Source organism: Algorimicrobium bowmanii (genome assembly GCF_054031195.1).
This window is the reverse complement of the sequence record NZ_CM132929.1, coordinates 1,128,898-1,143,778: the sequence shown is the minus strand read 5'-3', so window position 1 is coordinate 1,143,778 and position 14,881 is coordinate 1,128,898. Positions and strand designations below refer to the sequence as shown.

The following is a 14,881-nucleotide window of genomic DNA, read 5'->3' as shown; positions in this document are numbered from 1 at the left end:
AAGAAACTATGAAAAAATCAACTTTTATTACCACAGTAGCCTTTGCTTTTGCCATGCTATTTTCTATGACAATTTCAGCACAGCAATTCTCAGAATTAGACAAGAGCCCAATGGATGCAACGTCTTTTCCTTCAGACTACAAAGAGCCTAATAAAGTAATCCGCGTTATCTATAGTAGACCTCAGCTAAACAACCGTTTATTATCTCAGTTAGCTCCTAACGATAAAGTTTGGCGTACAGGCGCAAACGAAGCAGCAGAAATCACTTTTTACCAAGACGTGAATTTTGGAGGTAAAATGATTACTAAAGGCACGTATTCTTTAGCAACTATTCCAGGTGAAAAAGAGTGGACAGTAATTATCAATAAAGATTTAAACACATGGGGTTCTTATTTTTACAATAAAGAACATGATGTGGCACGTGTTACCGTACCAGTTGTTATGGCTGAAGAATCTTTAGAGCCATTTTCAATTAGTTTTGATAAAGAAGGAACTATGCATATGGGTTGGGACAAAGTTCGTATTGCTGTTAAAACATCTACCAAATAGTAAAATCTGTTCTACATTTTATACTTAATAAAAATGCCTTGCTTTACAATGTAAAGCAAGGCATTTTTATTATTAAGGTATATTTAAATACTTATGTGTTTGGAGTGACACTTTCCACTTTGGATTTTCCATAACGTAATCCACAATGCTAGGAACCATTTTATCTTTTTTACTCCACTCGGGCTGTAAATACAAGATACAATTATCATTAACTTTAGCTGCTTGCTCTTCAGCAAAACGGAAATCATCTTTGTTATAAATAATTACTTTTAATTCATGCGCATTGTCATAAACACGTTGCGTAGGAAGCTTCATTTTTTTTGGAGACAAACAAATCCAATCCCATTCGCCAGTTAACTCATAAGCGCCTGAAGTTTCAATATGGGTCTGCATACCTTTTGCTTTTAACTGCTTCGTTAACTCTGTCATATCCCACATTAAAGGCTCACCACCAGTAACGACTATTGTTTTACTATACTTCTCAGCATTAGCAACAATTTTATCGGTATCTGTTGGCGGATGTAATTCTGCCAACCAGCTTTCTTTAACATCACACCAATGACAACCAACATCGCAACCACCAATTCTTATAAAATATGCCGCTGTACCTTTATGGAAACCTTCACCTTGAATGGTATAAAACTCCTCCATTAAAGGCAATAAAAGGCCTTTATCGAGTAACTCTTGTCTTTCACTTCTTGTCATAGCCTGCAAAGATATAAAACAGAACTCAGTAAGTGCTATTTAGAAGCTAATTTTAAAACAGTTACTCACATCCTACTAAAACAGAAAAATTAGAGCTTCACAAAAAAGCTTCTTATTTATAATTACAACCTGTATATTCTAAAGAAATTTTATAGCTATTCATATAAGAATTGTATTTTTATCCAAAATTTCAGGTATGAACAGAGACGAAGCTTTTTTTAATCACATTCAGGAAGGTAATAGTAATTCGGGTGACTTTATAACACTGGGATCCGCTATGTTAGATGGCAAAACATTAGAAAACGCCTTTGTAAACATACCTTTAAAAACCATGAATAGGCACGGCTTAATAGCTGGTGCTACAGGTACAGGAAAAACAAAAACCCTACAAGTACTTGCTGAAAACTTAAGCGAAAAAGGTATTCCTGTGTTACTGATGGACTTAAAGGGTGATTTAAGTGGATTAGCACAGCCTAGCCCTGGTCACGAAAAAATAAATGAGCGCCACAATCAAATTGGACTACCATTTACACCACAAGCATTCCCTGTTGAAGTGCTAACGCTTTCCGAACAAAACGGTGTTCGCCTTAGAGCAACCGTTAGTGAATTTGGCCCAGTTTTAATTTCTCGTATTTTAGACGTTACTGAAACACAAGCCGGTATTATTTCGGTGATATTTAAATATTGCGACGACAATAATTTACCCTTGTTAGACCTAAAGGATTTCAAAAAAATTCTACAATACGCAACAAACGAAGGGAAAGCGGAATTTACAGAAGCATATGGGCGAATTTCAACAGCATCAACAGGCGCTATTTTGCGAAAAATTGTAGAAATTGAACAACAAGGTGGTGACATCTTTTTTGGAGAAAAATCTTTTGAAGTAGATGATTTATTACGTGTAGATGAAAATGGACGTGGCTATATCAACATCATTAGATTAACAGATATCCAAGATAAACCGAAACTGTTTTCTACGTTTATGCTTAGCTTATTAGCCGAAATTTACGCAACATTTCCTGAACAAGGTGACACAGAAAGACCTGAGATAGTCTTATTTATTGATGAGGCCCATTTAATTTTTGATGAAGCTTCAAAAGCACTAGTCAATCAAATTGAAAGCATTGTAAAACTCATTAGAAGTAAAGGCGTTGGTTTATACTTCGTAACTCAAAACCCAACCGATGTTCCTGAAACTGTATTAAGTCAACTAGGATTAAAAATCCAGCATGCTTTACGCGCTTTCACAGCAAAAGATAGGAAAGCAATAAAATTGGCTGCACAAAACTATCCTGATACGGACTATTACGATACCGCAAGTGTTCTTACGGAATTAGGTACTGGAGAAGCTTTGGTATCTGCTTTGAATGAAAAAGGACGCCCTACACCATTAGCCGCTACTATGATGCGTGCTCCTATGAGTCGTATGGATGTGTTAACACCTAAAGAACTAAAAAGCTTACTTTCTGATTCTAAATTAGTAAAAAAATACAACGAAGAAATTGATAGAGAAAGTGCTTACGAAATTCTAAATAAAAAAATAAAAAACGCGCAGGCAGAAGAATTAAAAGAAAAAACGCGCAAAGAAAATGAAGCTATAGAAAAAGCACAATCAAAGAAAAGCCGCTCTAATAGCAGTACTCGCATGAATCCTATAGTAAAAGTGCTTACAAGCGCTACATTTATTAGAAGCATCTTTGGCATTTTAAGTAAAGCCATGAAATAACTAACACTAATATTAACACCAAAATCACCGAATGAAAAAAATTATTTTAAGCCTCCTTGTAATCGCAAGTTTATTATCTAGTTGCACTAGTGATAAAGACCCATTTGGCATTTCTAACAAACGAATAGGCCTACTTACAGACAGCACCAAAGTATCTAATTTATCTTTATCATTCCCAAACGACTCTATATCTAAGCTCCCAAAAGAAGAAGCTTTTGTATCGGCCAATCATGATATTGAAGTTTTTGATAAAACCGATAATTTACTTTTGGTGTTAAGCCCAGATAACATGCTTGATTCAATAGCTGTTATTCGAACCATAAAAATTGTCGACCCAAGATATAAAACCGCTAAAGGAATCAACTCCGCTAGTACTTTTGGTGATATAAAATCTAATTACAAAATTTCAAGTATTCAAAATACTATTCGAAACGTAGTTGTATTTGTAGATGAAATTGATGCCTTTTTCACTATTGACAAAAAAGAATTACCTGCTAGCTTACAATTTGACCCTAGCGCTAAAATTGAAGCTATTCAAATACCCAAAACAGCAAAAATCAAATATTTTATGATTGGCTGGAAATAATTAACTATGATACCATTCTTAACCAAAGTATTAGAAAAGGTTGCCCGTGTTCAACTCGGATCAAAGCAAGAATCTGCAACTGACAAACAACTGGAACCACTTGTAAAAAACTTACAAGTGGAATTTTCTCATGCTTTAAAGGAATTTGTTTTTATAATAGTTGGGGTATTTTCTGCAGGTTTTGGATTAAAAGGATTTTTATTACCTAACCGCTTTATTGATGGAGGTGCAACAGGAATTTCTTTATTGCTTAAAAACATTACTAACCTCGATTTTAGTTTGCTTTTAATTTTGGTTAATCTTCCTTTTATTATCTTAGGAGCTAAAACATTTAATTATCGTTTCGCTTTTAAAAGTATTACCGCCATTGCACTTTTAGCTATAGTCGTTCATTTTGTAAATTACCCAACTATTACAGACGACAAACTACTAATTGCTGTTTTTGGAGGATTCTTTTTAGGTTTAGGAATAGGTATGGCCATGAGAGGTGGCGCTGTAATAGATGGCACCGAGGTATTAGCTTTATATTTAAGTAGAAAACTATCCTTAACCATAGGTGATGTTTTACTGCTAATCAACCTCATTATATTTTCATTTGGCGCTTATATCCTATCTGTAGAAATAGCATTATACGCCATACTCACCTATTTATCTGCCGCCAAAACAGTAGACTATGTTGTAGATGGTGTAGAAGAATATGTAGGCGTAACCATTGTTTCTAATAACCATGAAGAGATCCGTAAAATGATTATCGAAAAACTAAGACGTGCCTGCACCATTTATGCCGGAAAAGGCGGTTATGGCTCCAACGGGCAAAGTTATGACAAGGACATCATTTACACAGTAGTAACTCGTTTAGAATTAGCCAAACTTGAAACTGAGATAGACAAAATTGATAGCAAAGCGTTTATTATTATGGGCACCGTAAAAGACTTACGAGGTGGTATGATAAAACGCAAACCCCTTAAATAACTCATATGAAACCCTACAAAATTCAAAACGATCCTTTTGTGGTTCCAACTACAGATGGGAAAATTATAAAAGAACATTTTGGACTGGCTACAGATGGAAATACAGAAATTAGCATCGCACACATGACCGCTCCTGCTGGTTGGAGTGAACCTTTCCAAACTCCCGAATTTGATGAATACACCTTTATAATAAAAGGCAAAAAACAATTTATTATTGATGGGGAACAAATTGTTTTAGAAGCAGGGCAGTCTATAAAAATTAATAAAAACACCCGTGTTCAATACTCTAACCCGTTTACAGAACCTTGTATTTATTTAGCTATTTGTAAACCCGCATTTAACATCAATGCTGTAAATCGGGAAGACATATGATCATCATTATTCAAAAAACAATCGGGTTTTTAGTAAATGTTATAGCCTTATTTTCAAAAAAATTAGCTGCTAGACTAGCACTCTATTTATTTTCAAAACCCCGTGGCGGACAAGTAAACGAAAAACAATCTGACTTCTTAGACACAGCCTTTCGCGAAGAAATTACCGTAAACAACCATCCTGTCATGACATACAGGTGGTTAGGAAAAGGAAAAACCATATTATTAGTTCACGGATGGGAAAGTAATGCCGCCCGTTGGGAGTATTTAATCAAACCTTTAAAGGAATTAGGTTACAATATTATTGCTTTAGATGCTCCAGCTCATGGCCGTTCTGGCGGCAAACGATTTAACGCTATATTATATGCAGATTTTATTAAAGCTGTGTCCGAAAAGTTTAATGCAACCTGCCTAATAGGTCATTCTGTTGGAGGTATGGCATCGGTTTTCTCGCAATCTAACAATGACTATAAGGACATCGATAAATTAATATTACTAGGTGCCCCTTCAGAATTCACCGACGTTTTAAATAGGTATTCAAAAATGATGGGTTATAGCAATCGAACAACCAATGCTATTAACCGTTTAATTAAAGAACGCTTTAAAAAGGAACCTAAAAGTTTCTCTACTGCTAAATTTCTAAAATCTTTAAATTTAGAAGGCCTAATTATTCACGATAAAAAAGATAGAATTATCCCTTACGAGGATGCGCTTTTAATTAAAGATAGCTTAAAAAACAGCAGACTTATAACGACGAGTGGCTTTGGTCATTCCTTAAAGGACGAAAGTATATCTAAACATATATACGAGTTTTTAAACGGTTAAATGATATCTTTGCAGCATGGAAGAAAAACTAACAAGACTTAATAAATATTTAAGTGAAGTGGGCTACTGCTCGCGCAGAGCAGCCGATAAACTTATTGATGCCGGACGCGTTACTATAAATGGTAAAGTTCCAGAAATGGGAACCAAAGTTCGATCAACTGATACTGTAGCGGTAGACGGTAAAGAAGTTTCTCCTAAACAAGTTCCTTTTATCTATTTAGCTTTTAACAAACCTGTAGGCATTGTGTGCACAACAGATACACGTGTTGAAAAGGACAATATTATAGATTTCATAAACTACCCTAAACGTATTTTCCCTATCGGTCGTTTAGATAAACCCAGTGAAGGATTAATATTTCTTACCGATGATGGCGATATTGTAAACAAAATATTACGAGGTAGCAATAATCATGATAAGGAATACATTGTTACCGTTGATAAACCAATCTCACAAACTTTTGTTGAGCGCATGGCTAATGGTGTCCCGATATTAGATACTGTTACAAAAAAATGTGTTGTGGAAAAAATGGATACTTACACGTTTAAAATAATATTAACTCAAGGTTTAAACCGTCAAATTAGACGTATGTGTGAATATTTAAACTATGAAGTTACTACCTTAAAACGGGTGCGAATTATGAACATAAAACTAGATATTCCTGTTGGAGAATATCGAGAATTCACCAAAGAGGAACTTACGGAACTACAACAATTATTAGTAGATTCCGATAAGACTTTTAATGAGAAAAAAATACGCAAACAATCTAGAAGAAATAACTAGAACATAAGATTCTATGTTCTGATTAGAATATTTCAAAAGCTAAAATACACGCATAAAAAAAACAGCCTTTAATTTAAAGGCTGTTTTTTTTATAATCAATTTTATTCTAGTTTGGTCTTACTTTTGACGGTGTAATTCTCTTGCTAGAAGCGTGTTTTTTAACAACATAGCAATAGTCATAGGGCCAACTCCTCCAGGAACAGGCGTAATGAAACTTGCTTTTTTACTTACGTTTTCAAAATCCACATCACCAGTAATAACATAACCTTTTGGAGCATTATCATCTGGTACACGTGTAATTCCAACATCGATAATAACAGCATCATCTTTAACCATTTCAGCCTTTAAGAAATTAGGTACGCCTAATGCTGAAATAATAATATCAGCTTGTGATGTTATTTGAGTAATATTTTTAGTGTGACTATGTGTAATAGTTACCGTAGAGTTACCTGGAAAGCCTTTACGCCCCATTAAAATACTCATTGGGCGACCAACAATATGCGAACGACCAATAACAACCGTATGCTTCCCTTTTGTTTCTACGTTATATCTATCTAATAATTCAAGAATTCCAAATGGTGTTGCCGGAATAAAGGTTGACATATCTAATGCCATTTTACCAAAATTCATCGGGTGAAAACCATCTACATCCTTATCTGGATCTACTGCCATTAATACTTTTTGAGTATTAATTTGTGGTGGTAATGGAAGTTGAATGATAAACCCATCAATATCTGAATTTTCATTTAACTCATGAATCTTATCTAATAGTTCAATTTCACTTGTTGTATTAGATAAACGAACCATAGTTGACTCGAAACCTACGCGCTCACACGCTCTAACCTTACTAGCAACATACGTTAAACTAGCGCCATCATTACCTACAATTACAGCGGCTAAGTGAGGTACTTTTTCGCCTTTAGCTTTCATTTTTGTCACCTCTTCAGTAATCTCATTTTTAATGTCGTTACTTACTTTTTTACCGTCTAAAATTGTCATGGTCAATTGTTTAGTCTATATAGTTAAAATTTAAATATCTCTTAACAGGGTTAAGATTATCGCATGTTCTTCATAGCTTGCATCATGCGCTTACCGCCGCCACCTTGCATCATCTTCATCATTTTGCTCATTTGGTCAAATTGCTTTAAAAGCTGATTAACCTCTTGAACTGATGTACCAGAACCTTTACCGATACGTTTTTTTCTACTGGCATTTATTACCGAAGGATTTGTACGTTCTAACGGTGTCATTGAGTGAATAATAGCTTCAATACCTTTAAAAGCATCGTCATCTATATCAATACCTTTCATCATTTTCCCAGCACCTGGAATCATACCAATAAGGTCTTTCATATTACCCATTTTCTTAATCTGCTGAATCTGCTTTAAGAAATCGTCAAACCCGAATTGGTTTTTAGCAATTTTCTTCTGAAGTTTTCTAGCTTCCTCTTCATCATATTGTTCCTGAGCACGTTCAACAAGCGATACAACATCACCCATTCCTAAGATACGTTCAGCCATACGTGATGGGTAGAAGATATCAATAGCTTCCATTTTCTCCCCTGTTCCTATAAATTTAATAGGTTTATCAACAACAGATTTAATAGAAATAGCAGCACCTCCACGTGTGTCACCATCTAATTTTGTTAGAATAACACCATCAAAATTTAAAACATCATTAAAGGCTTTAGCTGTATTTACAGCATCCTGACCTGTCATTGAGTCTACCACAAATAACGTTTCTTGTGGCTCGATAGCTTTGTGAATATTTGATATTTCGGTCATCATAGCCTCATCAACAGCTAAACGACCAGCGGTATCAATAATTACTACATTATGTCCGTTTTCCTTGGCATGAGCAATACCGGCTTGTGCAATAGCAACAGGGTCCGTATTACCTTTATCACTATAAACCTCAACACCTATTTGATCTCCTACAACATGTAATTGATCTACCGCAGCTGGACGATATACATCACAAGCAACTAATAAAGGTTTTTTGGTTTTTTTAGTTTTTAGAAAATTAGCTAATTTACCAGAAAAGGTTGTTTTACCCGATCCTTGTAAACCAGACATTAAAATAACGCTTGGTGTTCCCGATAAATTTAAACCTGCAGCATCACCACCCATCAATTCGGTTAATTCGTCTTTAACGATTTTAACCATTAATTGACCTGGCTGAAGTGTTGTTAATACATTTTGTCCAAGTGCTTTTTCTTTTACACGAACGGTAAATTCTTTAGCTATCTTAAAGTTAACATCGGCATCTAAAAGAGCTCTACGTACTTCTTTTAGGGTTTCGGCAACGTTTACTTCTGTAATACTACCGTGTCCTTTTAATACGTGTAACGCTTTATCTAACTTTTCACTTAAATTATTAAACATACTTCTTATAATTTTAAAGATGCAAATTTAATGATTTGATTGGTATTAATAAAGCGTTACCCTTATTTTAATTACAAAAAAAGAGTTGCTTTATAAAGCAACTCTTTTTATTTTGAATTATAGCTAAAAATATCGTGTTAAAAACATTGAAAACAATCTGCTTCTAAGGTGTATAACTCATTAACTTCGTCAGAGGTTAAGGTGCGCTTATAAACACGTAAATCATCTAGATGTCCTATAAAAAATTGCCCCAAAATATAGTTGCTAAGTGGGTCGGTATCAATGTCAAAATTAGAATTTTCATCCATATTACGAAGTTCGCCATCACGATATAAGCGAATGGTATTATTAGCATCACGCGTTAAAACAAAGTGATGCCAATCTGTATTAGTCCAAACAACGTCAACCTCGTTATTCCAGTCGTTATCCCACAAGCCATAACCTGAAGTTGTATCACTAACCAAAGGCGTATTTAAATCGTATACTGCCATTTGAAATCCTTCGGAATTAGCGCTACCTTTTTGGAAAATAGTTTCAAAATTTCCAGCACTTTCATTTTGCATTTTAAACCAAATACTAACCGAAAAATCATCCCCTTGGACCAATTGGTTTTGGGCTGTTACCGGAACTGATAAGTTCACACTGCCATCAAAAGCTACTGCACATGCTTGATTCCCTGCACGATCTTCAGTTAAATATGTAAATCCAGGAACGACATAATCACTAATCAACTCTCTAACTTCATTACCGAAAGGCATATAAATTATAAGATCGTTTGTTAAAATCCCTGGATTCTCACATGGATTACAGTTTTCAAGAGCTATCGTTATTTCATATACTTGAAAGTTACCACTCACGGTTTCTATTCTTAAATAAATAGTTTGAGGATTGGTAATAATGGTATAATTATCAGGTTGTGAAATGGGATTAACATTAACCTCAGCATCGGCATAAGTTTCATAAAATGATGCCGTAAAAGTATCCTCGCAAATAACGGTTCCTAAAATAAGCGTTTCTAAGTCTAAAACTTCAAATTGATCATTATCAGTATCACAAACCGTTATCGTTTGACTTTCAAAACAATCAAAAGGGTTTGACACACAAATTTGCTCTAAAATCATTTCAACCGACGCGCCATTTATTTCCTGAGTTAAAATTAAACGATCACCTTCACAAACGGTTACTAACCAAGTCCCGTTTAGATCTTCTGAAAAGGCAGTAAATTCAGAAAAAGTCACATAAACCGCTCCATCTACTGTAGACAGACTCCATAAGCCACCAATTGCAACCGTAGTGTCTCCATCAACAAATTGCACATTTCCAAGTCCATCGAAAAACACATCATAACCAATATATTCATCCGTATTATCATAGCTAACAATATTCCACTGGCAGGTTAGCAGGTTTATTAAAACATCATCCTCAACACAGCTAGATTCACAATTATTAGAAGCTGCATTTAAAGCATCCTCTAATGCTTGATTATTGTCAACTTCTACAACCCTTCCATTAGAATAACTAACAGAAACAGGGAAATTTAAACTTGCTAAAATGGCTCCGTCAGTACCCGCTTCCAATCCTTGTAAGAAAATATACAGTTCATAATCATTATCAATAATTTCGGTGTCAATAATTTGGAAACTGGTATTATAGATTGAAAAGGTAATAGGATATACAAAATCGGCACATTGAATAATATCTTCGTTAGCCGTACAGGTATCAATAAAATTATTCAGTTCTTCAACCGATTCGATATCTACAGCAGTATAATCATTTAAAATAATTACAATAGGAAATAAAAAATCAACCGAGTCTTCATCAGTGCCACTAGCATTAAAAATAGTTTCCAACAAACTTAAATCATCTAACGTTTCAATGGTTAAAGTCACGCCATTTGCCACAATAGTTACCGATAAATTAACAGTAAAACAGTCTGATCCATCTAGGATATCATCAACACTTCCATCATTAGCTGAAGTGTTTCTCATTAAGGTTTCTAAATTGGAGTTCGGTTGAATAGTTTCCGTATCATTAGGTTGTGTTTCCTCATGAACTTCTTCCTGACATGCAGTAAACATAAATAACAGAATTCCAATAAATAGAAAAATACTTTTGGTTGGTGTTTTCATAATTTGTGATTTAATTAGTCTCATTTCTTATAAAACAGTTTAAGTTAAAAAACTCCTACCCTGCCATTTGTTTTTTTATACATTTACAAGAACAAAACGAATATATGCCTAAAAATTTACAAGATAACATTTGTAACGAACAGCTTTTCTCTAAGCTTTTTAAACAGCATGCTAAAAACCTACATGATTTTCTTTATTATAAATACGGTAGTTATTTAAGTCCGCAGGATCATGTTCAAGAAGCGTTTATCAAGTTATGGAAAAATTGTAAAGATATCATCCCTTCTAAGGCTAAATCGTATGTGTTTACAGTAGCAAATAATTTAATATTGAATGCCATTGCACACCATAAAGTGGTTTTAAAATTTCAACAAACAAAACCCAAAAGCACCACAACAATAAACCCTCAATTTCTTTTAGAAGAACAGGAATATTTAAAAAAACTAGAAAACGCACTTAATAATTTAACAGAAGCCCAACGCGTAGCTTTTTTATTAAACCGTATTGAAGGCAAAAAACATAAAGAAATAGCCTCCATATTAGGGATTTCTACTAAAGCCGTTGAAAAACGTATTTATGGAGCTTTAAAACAATTGCGAAAAGAAATTGAAGAAATTTAAAACAAGAGGTAGGAGAAACAAGCTGTAACTTGTTATATATACGAAGCACCTAGTTATGACAAAAGACGAACTGATACAAAAGTGGCTAAAAGACGAATTAAGTCCTACAGAACTTGAAGCCTTTAAAGCTTTAGATGATTATGAGAATCTCATGAAATTATCTGATGGGTTAATGCATTTCAAAGCACCTGAATTTGATGAAAAAGCTGCTTACCACGTAATTACAAATGCTATTTCTGAGCCACAAAAAACACCTCACAAGTGGCTTAAACCTATCTTACGCATAGCCGCTTTACTTGCTTTGTCGTTTAGCATATATTATTACACATCCAAATCAGACACGAGCATATTAGCCAATACAACTGAAAAAATAGCATTAGAATTACCTGACCATTCACAGGTGACTTTAAACGCATTATCAACATTAACCTACAATGAAAATGACTGGAAAACTACACGTGAATTAACCTTAGAAGGGGAAGCTTTTTTTAAAGTATCAAAAGGCTCACAGTTTAAAGTTCAAACAGCAATTGGTAGTGTTACTGTTTTGGGAACAGAGTTTTTAGTAGAACAACGCGCTGGTATTTTTGAAGTTATTTGTTATGAAGGATCTGTAAAAGTTAAAACAGACACCAAAGAAAGCGTCTTAACACCAGGGGAACAATTTCTCTTACTTGATGGCGAACTAATTTCAACCTCTAAAAAGGAAGAAACAGAACCTGCTTGGCTTCATGACGAAAGTAGTTTTGAAAACATGCCTTACAAATATGTATTGCAAGAATTTGAAAGGCAATATCAAGTAAAAATCAACACCACACACATAAAAACAAATCAATTATTTACAGGCCGTTTTACACATAATAATTTAGAAATGGCTTTAAAGACGATTACGCTACCTCTAAATATAACTTATAGCAAAACAAATAATGAAATTGTATTACAAGAACGTTAAGCAACTACTTTTCTTCTTATGCTGCTATCTTTGTGCACCTTATTTTATATATGCACAGGACAGTACTATACAAAAACATGCATTAACTAAAGTATTAAAAGAGATTGAAACCCACTACCGTATTTCATTTTCATACGCCAATACTACAGTTGAAAACATTCAATTAATCTCCCCTGAAAAATCGTTAGATACCGCTGAAATAATCACTTATTTAGAACGCAAAACGCATTTAGTTTATGACAAACTTGATTCTAAAACATATGTTATTAGACCTGTAATTTTTTCAGATATAACAAAAACACAATTTCTAGATGAAGTTTTACTTTCAAAATATTTAACTCAAGGTATTTCTGTACAAACCGACGGTCGTTTTCACTTAAACTTAGCCGATTTTAATATTTTACCAGGATTAATTGAAGCCGATATTCTACAGAGTATTCAAGCTTTACCTGGCATTGTAAGTACCGATGAGCGGGTTTCTAATTTAAACATACGCGGAGGTACAAACGATCAGAATTTAATTCTATGGAATGGGATAAAAATGTATCAATCTGGACATTTCTTTGGATTGATATCTGCGTTTAATCCTTCAATAATTAGTTCTGTTGAAATTTCTAAAAATGGTACAAGCTCACAATTTGGCGATGGTATCTCAGGGATAATTAATATGAGCAGTTCTAGTGAAACACCTGATAAATTAACAGGAAGCATTGGTATAAACATGCTTGCGGCCGATGTATTTGCCGACATTCCTATTTCTAAAAAAGCATCCTTAAAAATAGCAGGGAGAAGGTCGTTAACAGATGCTTTTAGCACCCCTACTTACAAGCAGTATTTTAAACGCATTTTTCAAGATTCTGATTTATCCGCCTCATCTCAAATAACGGTAAATAATGAAGAGCAGTTTTATTTTTATGATTTATCAGCTCAATTACAATTAAACATAAGTAAAAGGGATCAATTAGAAATTAGCTTCCTAACAATTGATAACACATTAAACTACGAAGAAAATGCCAGTAGCTTAAACTCTCGGAGTCGACTATCACAAAAAAGCGTGGGACTAAGTGCCTTACATACGCGTAATTGGAATTCTAAATTCAAAACCTCACTACAAGCATATTATTCCAGTTACGACTTATTCGCAGACCAAGTAGATCTTTATAACAATCAAGGTCTAGTTCAAGAAAATGCTATTCGTGATTCAGGCATTAAGCTTCATGCCTTGTATAATTTAAATCCACGTCTAAATTATTTTGGAGGTTATCAATATTCAGAAATAGGTGTTGGAAATTTAGAAGATGTGTCAAACCCCGATTACAAGAGGTATATAAAAAACGTTTTGCGCTCTCATGCTTTATTTAGTGAATTAACTTACGAGTCAAAGTCAGGATCTACACGTGCTAAATTTGGTTTACGAAGTAACTACATTGAAAAATTCGGAACATTTAACTTAGAACCAAGAATGAGTTTTAATCAAACATTGGGAGCTAACTTTAAATTTGAAGTTTTAGCAGAAATAAAACATCAACAAGCCACTCAAATTATCGATTTACAACAGGATTTTTTAGGTATAGAAAAGAAACGCTGGATGCTATATAACAATGCAGACATCCCCCTAATAAAGAGCAAACAGGTATCAACAGGAGTACACTATTCTAGAAAAGGTTGGCTTATTAGCTTAGAAGGTTATTTAAAAGATGTTGATGGAATTAGCTCGCGTAGTCAAGGCTTTCAAAATCAGTTTCAGTACACAAATACCGTTGGTAGTTACACGGTTAACGGCTTAGATTTTTTAATAAACAAGCAGTTTTCACATTTGAGCACGTGGTTTAGTTATTCCTACAGCAAAAACACCTACACATTTCCAGAATTAAACACCGGTACACCCTTTCCGAATAATGTAGATATTAGACACCAAATGAATCTATCTACAACCTATAATGTTAATCGATTAAAATTAGCTTTAGGCATAAATTGGCATTCAGGTAAACCAACAACTATTATGAATTACGAAGCGTCTGAAGCTTCGAACACCCTTATTTTTGAAACAGCAAATGCCTCCACTTTACCTAACTATTGGCGATGTGATTTTTCTGCAAATTATGATTTTAATTTTTTTAAAAATACAAAAGCACAGATGGGCGCATCCGTATGGAACATATTTAATACTGAAAATATCATTAACCAATATTATATTGAAAATGTAGATCAGGAAATTATTGAAGTAAAAAATACAGCTTTAGGAATTACCCCTAATATTTCCTTTAGAGTCTTCTTTTAAAG

14 protein-coding genes are annotated in these 14,881 nt (G+C 34.1%); 10 read left to right on the top strand and 4 right to left on the bottom strand.

Annotated elements, in window-relative coordinates; all coding sequences use genetic code 11:
- Window positions 1–8 precede the first annotated feature (8 nt).
- On the top strand, window positions 9–548 hold the full coding sequence (locus ACW5R3_RS05040) for a DUF2911 domain-containing protein (RefSeq protein WP_456578522.1): 540 nt from the start codon (window positions 9–11) through the stop codon (window positions 546–548).
- A gap of 72 nt (window positions 549–620) precedes the next feature.
- Here the strand turns inward: ACW5R3_RS05040 and ACW5R3_RS05035 are convergent, their stop codons facing one another.
- Window positions 621–1,253, bottom strand: coding sequence for a 7-carboxy-7-deazaguanine synthase QueE (locus tag ACW5R3_RS05035; RefSeq protein ID WP_456578521.1), 633 nt, complete (start codon window positions 1,251–1,253; stop codon window positions 621–623).
- 196 nt (window positions 1,254–1,449) lie between these two features.
- Between ACW5R3_RS05035 and ACW5R3_RS05030 the strand changes: the two genes are divergently transcribed.
- Genes ACW5R3_RS05030 through rluF form a run of 6 tightly spaced genes read left to right on the top strand, consistent with a single transcriptional unit; the run spans window position 1,450 to window position 6,513 of the window.
- The gene (locus ACW5R3_RS05030) at window positions 1,450–2,979 is read left to right on the top strand and encodes a helicase HerA-like domain-containing protein (RefSeq protein ID WP_456578520.1); all 1,530 of its coding nucleotides are present in this window, start codon (window positions 1,450–1,452) and stop codon (window positions 2,977–2,979) included.
- A gap of 31 nt (window positions 2,980–3,010) precedes the next feature.
- Window positions 3,011–3,565 carry a hypothetical protein gene (locus ACW5R3_RS05025; RefSeq protein ID WP_456578519.1) on the top strand — a complete coding sequence of 185 codons (555 nt, stop codon included), beginning with the start codon at window positions 3,011–3,013 and terminating at the stop codon, window positions 3,563–3,565.
- 6 nt (window positions 3,566–3,571) lie between these two features.
- The gene (locus tag ACW5R3_RS05020) at window positions 3,572–4,537 is read left to right on the top strand and encodes a YitT family protein (RefSeq protein WP_456578518.1); all 966 of its coding nucleotides are present in this window, start codon (window positions 3,572–3,574) and stop codon (window positions 4,535–4,537) included.
- Window positions 4,538–4,542: 5 nt separating this feature from the next.
- Window positions 4,543–4,908 carry a cupin domain-containing protein gene (locus tag ACW5R3_RS05015; RefSeq protein WP_456578517.1) on the top strand — a complete coding sequence of 122 codons (366 nt, stop codon included), beginning with the start codon at window positions 4,543–4,545 and terminating at the stop codon, window positions 4,906–4,908.
- A complete protein-coding gene (locus ACW5R3_RS05010) occupies window positions 4,905–5,732 on the top strand; it encodes an alpha/beta fold hydrolase (protein ID WP_456578516.1) in 828 nt (275 codons plus the stop codon). The genes ACW5R3_RS05015 and ACW5R3_RS05010 overlap by 4 nt, the downstream gene beginning before the upstream one ends.
- 16 nt (window positions 5,733–5,748) lie before the next feature.
- Window positions 5,749–6,513, top strand: a complete 765-nt coding sequence (rluF, locus tag ACW5R3_RS05005) for a 23S rRNA pseudouridine(2604) synthase RluF (RefSeq protein WP_456578515.1) — start codon at window positions 5,749–5,751, stop codon at window positions 6,511–6,513.
- A 117-nt stretch (window positions 6,514–6,630) separates the two neighbouring features.
- Here the strand turns inward: rluF and ACW5R3_RS05000 are convergent, their stop codons facing one another.
- The 3 genes from ACW5R3_RS05000 to ACW5R3_RS04990 form a co-directional block, all read right to left on the bottom strand.
- Window positions 6,631–7,512 carry a bifunctional 5,10-methylenetetrahydrofolate dehydrogenase/5,10-methenyltetrahydrofolate cyclohydrolase gene (locus ACW5R3_RS05000; protein WP_456578514.1) on the bottom strand — a complete coding sequence of 294 codons (882 nt, stop codon included), beginning with the start codon at window positions 7,510–7,512 and terminating at the stop codon, window positions 6,631–6,633.
- A gap of 56 nt (window positions 7,513–7,568) precedes the next feature.
- Window positions 7,569–8,897 (bottom strand): signal recognition particle protein, encoded by a 1,329-nt coding sequence (ffh, locus tag ACW5R3_RS04995; protein WP_456578513.1) that lies wholly within the window; start codon window positions 8,895–8,897, stop codon window positions 7,569–7,571.
- A 137-nt stretch (window positions 8,898–9,034) separates the two neighbouring features.
- On the bottom strand, window positions 9,035–11,026 hold the full coding sequence (locus tag ACW5R3_RS04990; protein ID WP_456578512.1) for a LamG domain-containing protein: 1,992 nt from the start codon (window positions 11,024–11,026) through the stop codon (window positions 9,035–9,037).
- A 104-nt stretch (window positions 11,027–11,130) separates the two neighbouring features.
- Between ACW5R3_RS04990 and ACW5R3_RS04985 the strand changes: the two genes are divergently transcribed.
- From ACW5R3_RS04985 to ACW5R3_RS04975, 3 genes are read left to right on the top strand one after another with little or no spacing between them, the layout of a single operon-like run.
- Window positions 11,131–11,646: an RNA polymerase sigma factor gene (locus ACW5R3_RS04985; RefSeq protein WP_456578511.1), complete on the top strand. Its 516-nt coding sequence runs from the start codon at window positions 11,131–11,133 to the stop codon at window positions 11,644–11,646.
- Between the two features lie 55 nt (window positions 11,647–11,701).
- On the top strand, window positions 11,702–12,598 hold the full coding sequence (locus ACW5R3_RS04980; protein WP_456578510.1) for a FecR family protein: 897 nt from the start codon (window positions 11,702–11,704) through the stop codon (window positions 12,596–12,598).
- Entirely contained in the window at window positions 12,573–14,879 is a 2,307-nt protein-coding gene (locus ACW5R3_RS04975; RefSeq protein WP_456578509.1) for a TonB-dependent receptor plug domain-containing protein, read from the top strand. Before ACW5R3_RS04980 ends, ACW5R3_RS04975 begins: the two co-directional genes overlap by 26 nt.
- Window positions 14,880–14,881 lie beyond the last annotated feature (2 nt).

Excerpts from the sequence above, each read along its gene's own strand:
- ACW5R3_RS05040 (WP_456578522.1), top strand. The coding sequence starts at position 9 with ATGAAAAAATCAACTTTTATTACCACAGTAGCCTTTGCTTTTGCCATG.
- ACW5R3_RS05035 (WP_456578521.1), bottom strand. The coding sequence starts at position 1,253 with ATGACAAGAAGTGAAAGACAAGAGTTACTCGATAAAGGCCTTTTATTG.
- ACW5R3_RS05030 (WP_456578520.1), top strand. The coding sequence starts at position 1,450 with ATGAACAGAGACGAAGCTTTTTTTAATCACATTCAGGAAGGTAATAGT.
- ACW5R3_RS05025 (WP_456578519.1), top strand. The coding sequence starts at position 3,011 with ATGAAAAAAATTATTTTAAGCCTCCTTGTAATCGCAAGTTTATTATCT.
- ACW5R3_RS05020 (WP_456578518.1), top strand. The coding sequence starts at position 3,572 with ATGATACCATTCTTAACCAAAGTATTAGAAAAGGTTGCCCGTGTTCAA.
- ACW5R3_RS05015 (WP_456578517.1), top strand. The coding sequence starts at position 4,543 with ATGAAACCCTACAAAATTCAAAACGATCCTTTTGTGGTTCCAACTACA.
- ACW5R3_RS05010 (WP_456578516.1), top strand. The coding sequence starts at position 4,905 with ATGATCATCATTATTCAAAAAACAATCGGGTTTTTAGTAAATGTTATA.
- rluF (WP_456578515.1), top strand. The coding sequence starts at position 5,749 with ATGGAAGAAAAACTAACAAGACTTAATAAATATTTAAGTGAAGTGGGC.
- ACW5R3_RS05000 (WP_456578514.1), bottom strand. The coding sequence starts at position 7,512 with ATGACAATTTTAGACGGTAAAAAAGTAAGTAACGACATTAAAAATGAG.
- ffh (WP_456578513.1), bottom strand. The coding sequence starts at position 8,897 with ATGTTTAATAATTTAAGTGAAAAGTTAGATAAAGCGTTACACGTATTA.
- ACW5R3_RS04990 (WP_456578512.1), bottom strand. The coding sequence starts at position 11,026 with ATGAAAACACCAACCAAAAGTATTTTTCTATTTATTGGAATTCTGTTA.
- ACW5R3_RS04985 (WP_456578511.1), top strand. The coding sequence starts at position 11,131 with ATGCCTAAAAATTTACAAGATAACATTTGTAACGAACAGCTTTTCTCT.
- ACW5R3_RS04980 (WP_456578510.1), top strand. The coding sequence starts at position 11,702 with ATGACAAAAGACGAACTGATACAAAAGTGGCTAAAAGACGAATTAAGT.
- ACW5R3_RS04975 (WP_456578509.1), top strand. The coding sequence starts at position 12,573 with ATGAAATTGTATTACAAGAACGTTAAGCAACTACTTTTCTTCTTATGC.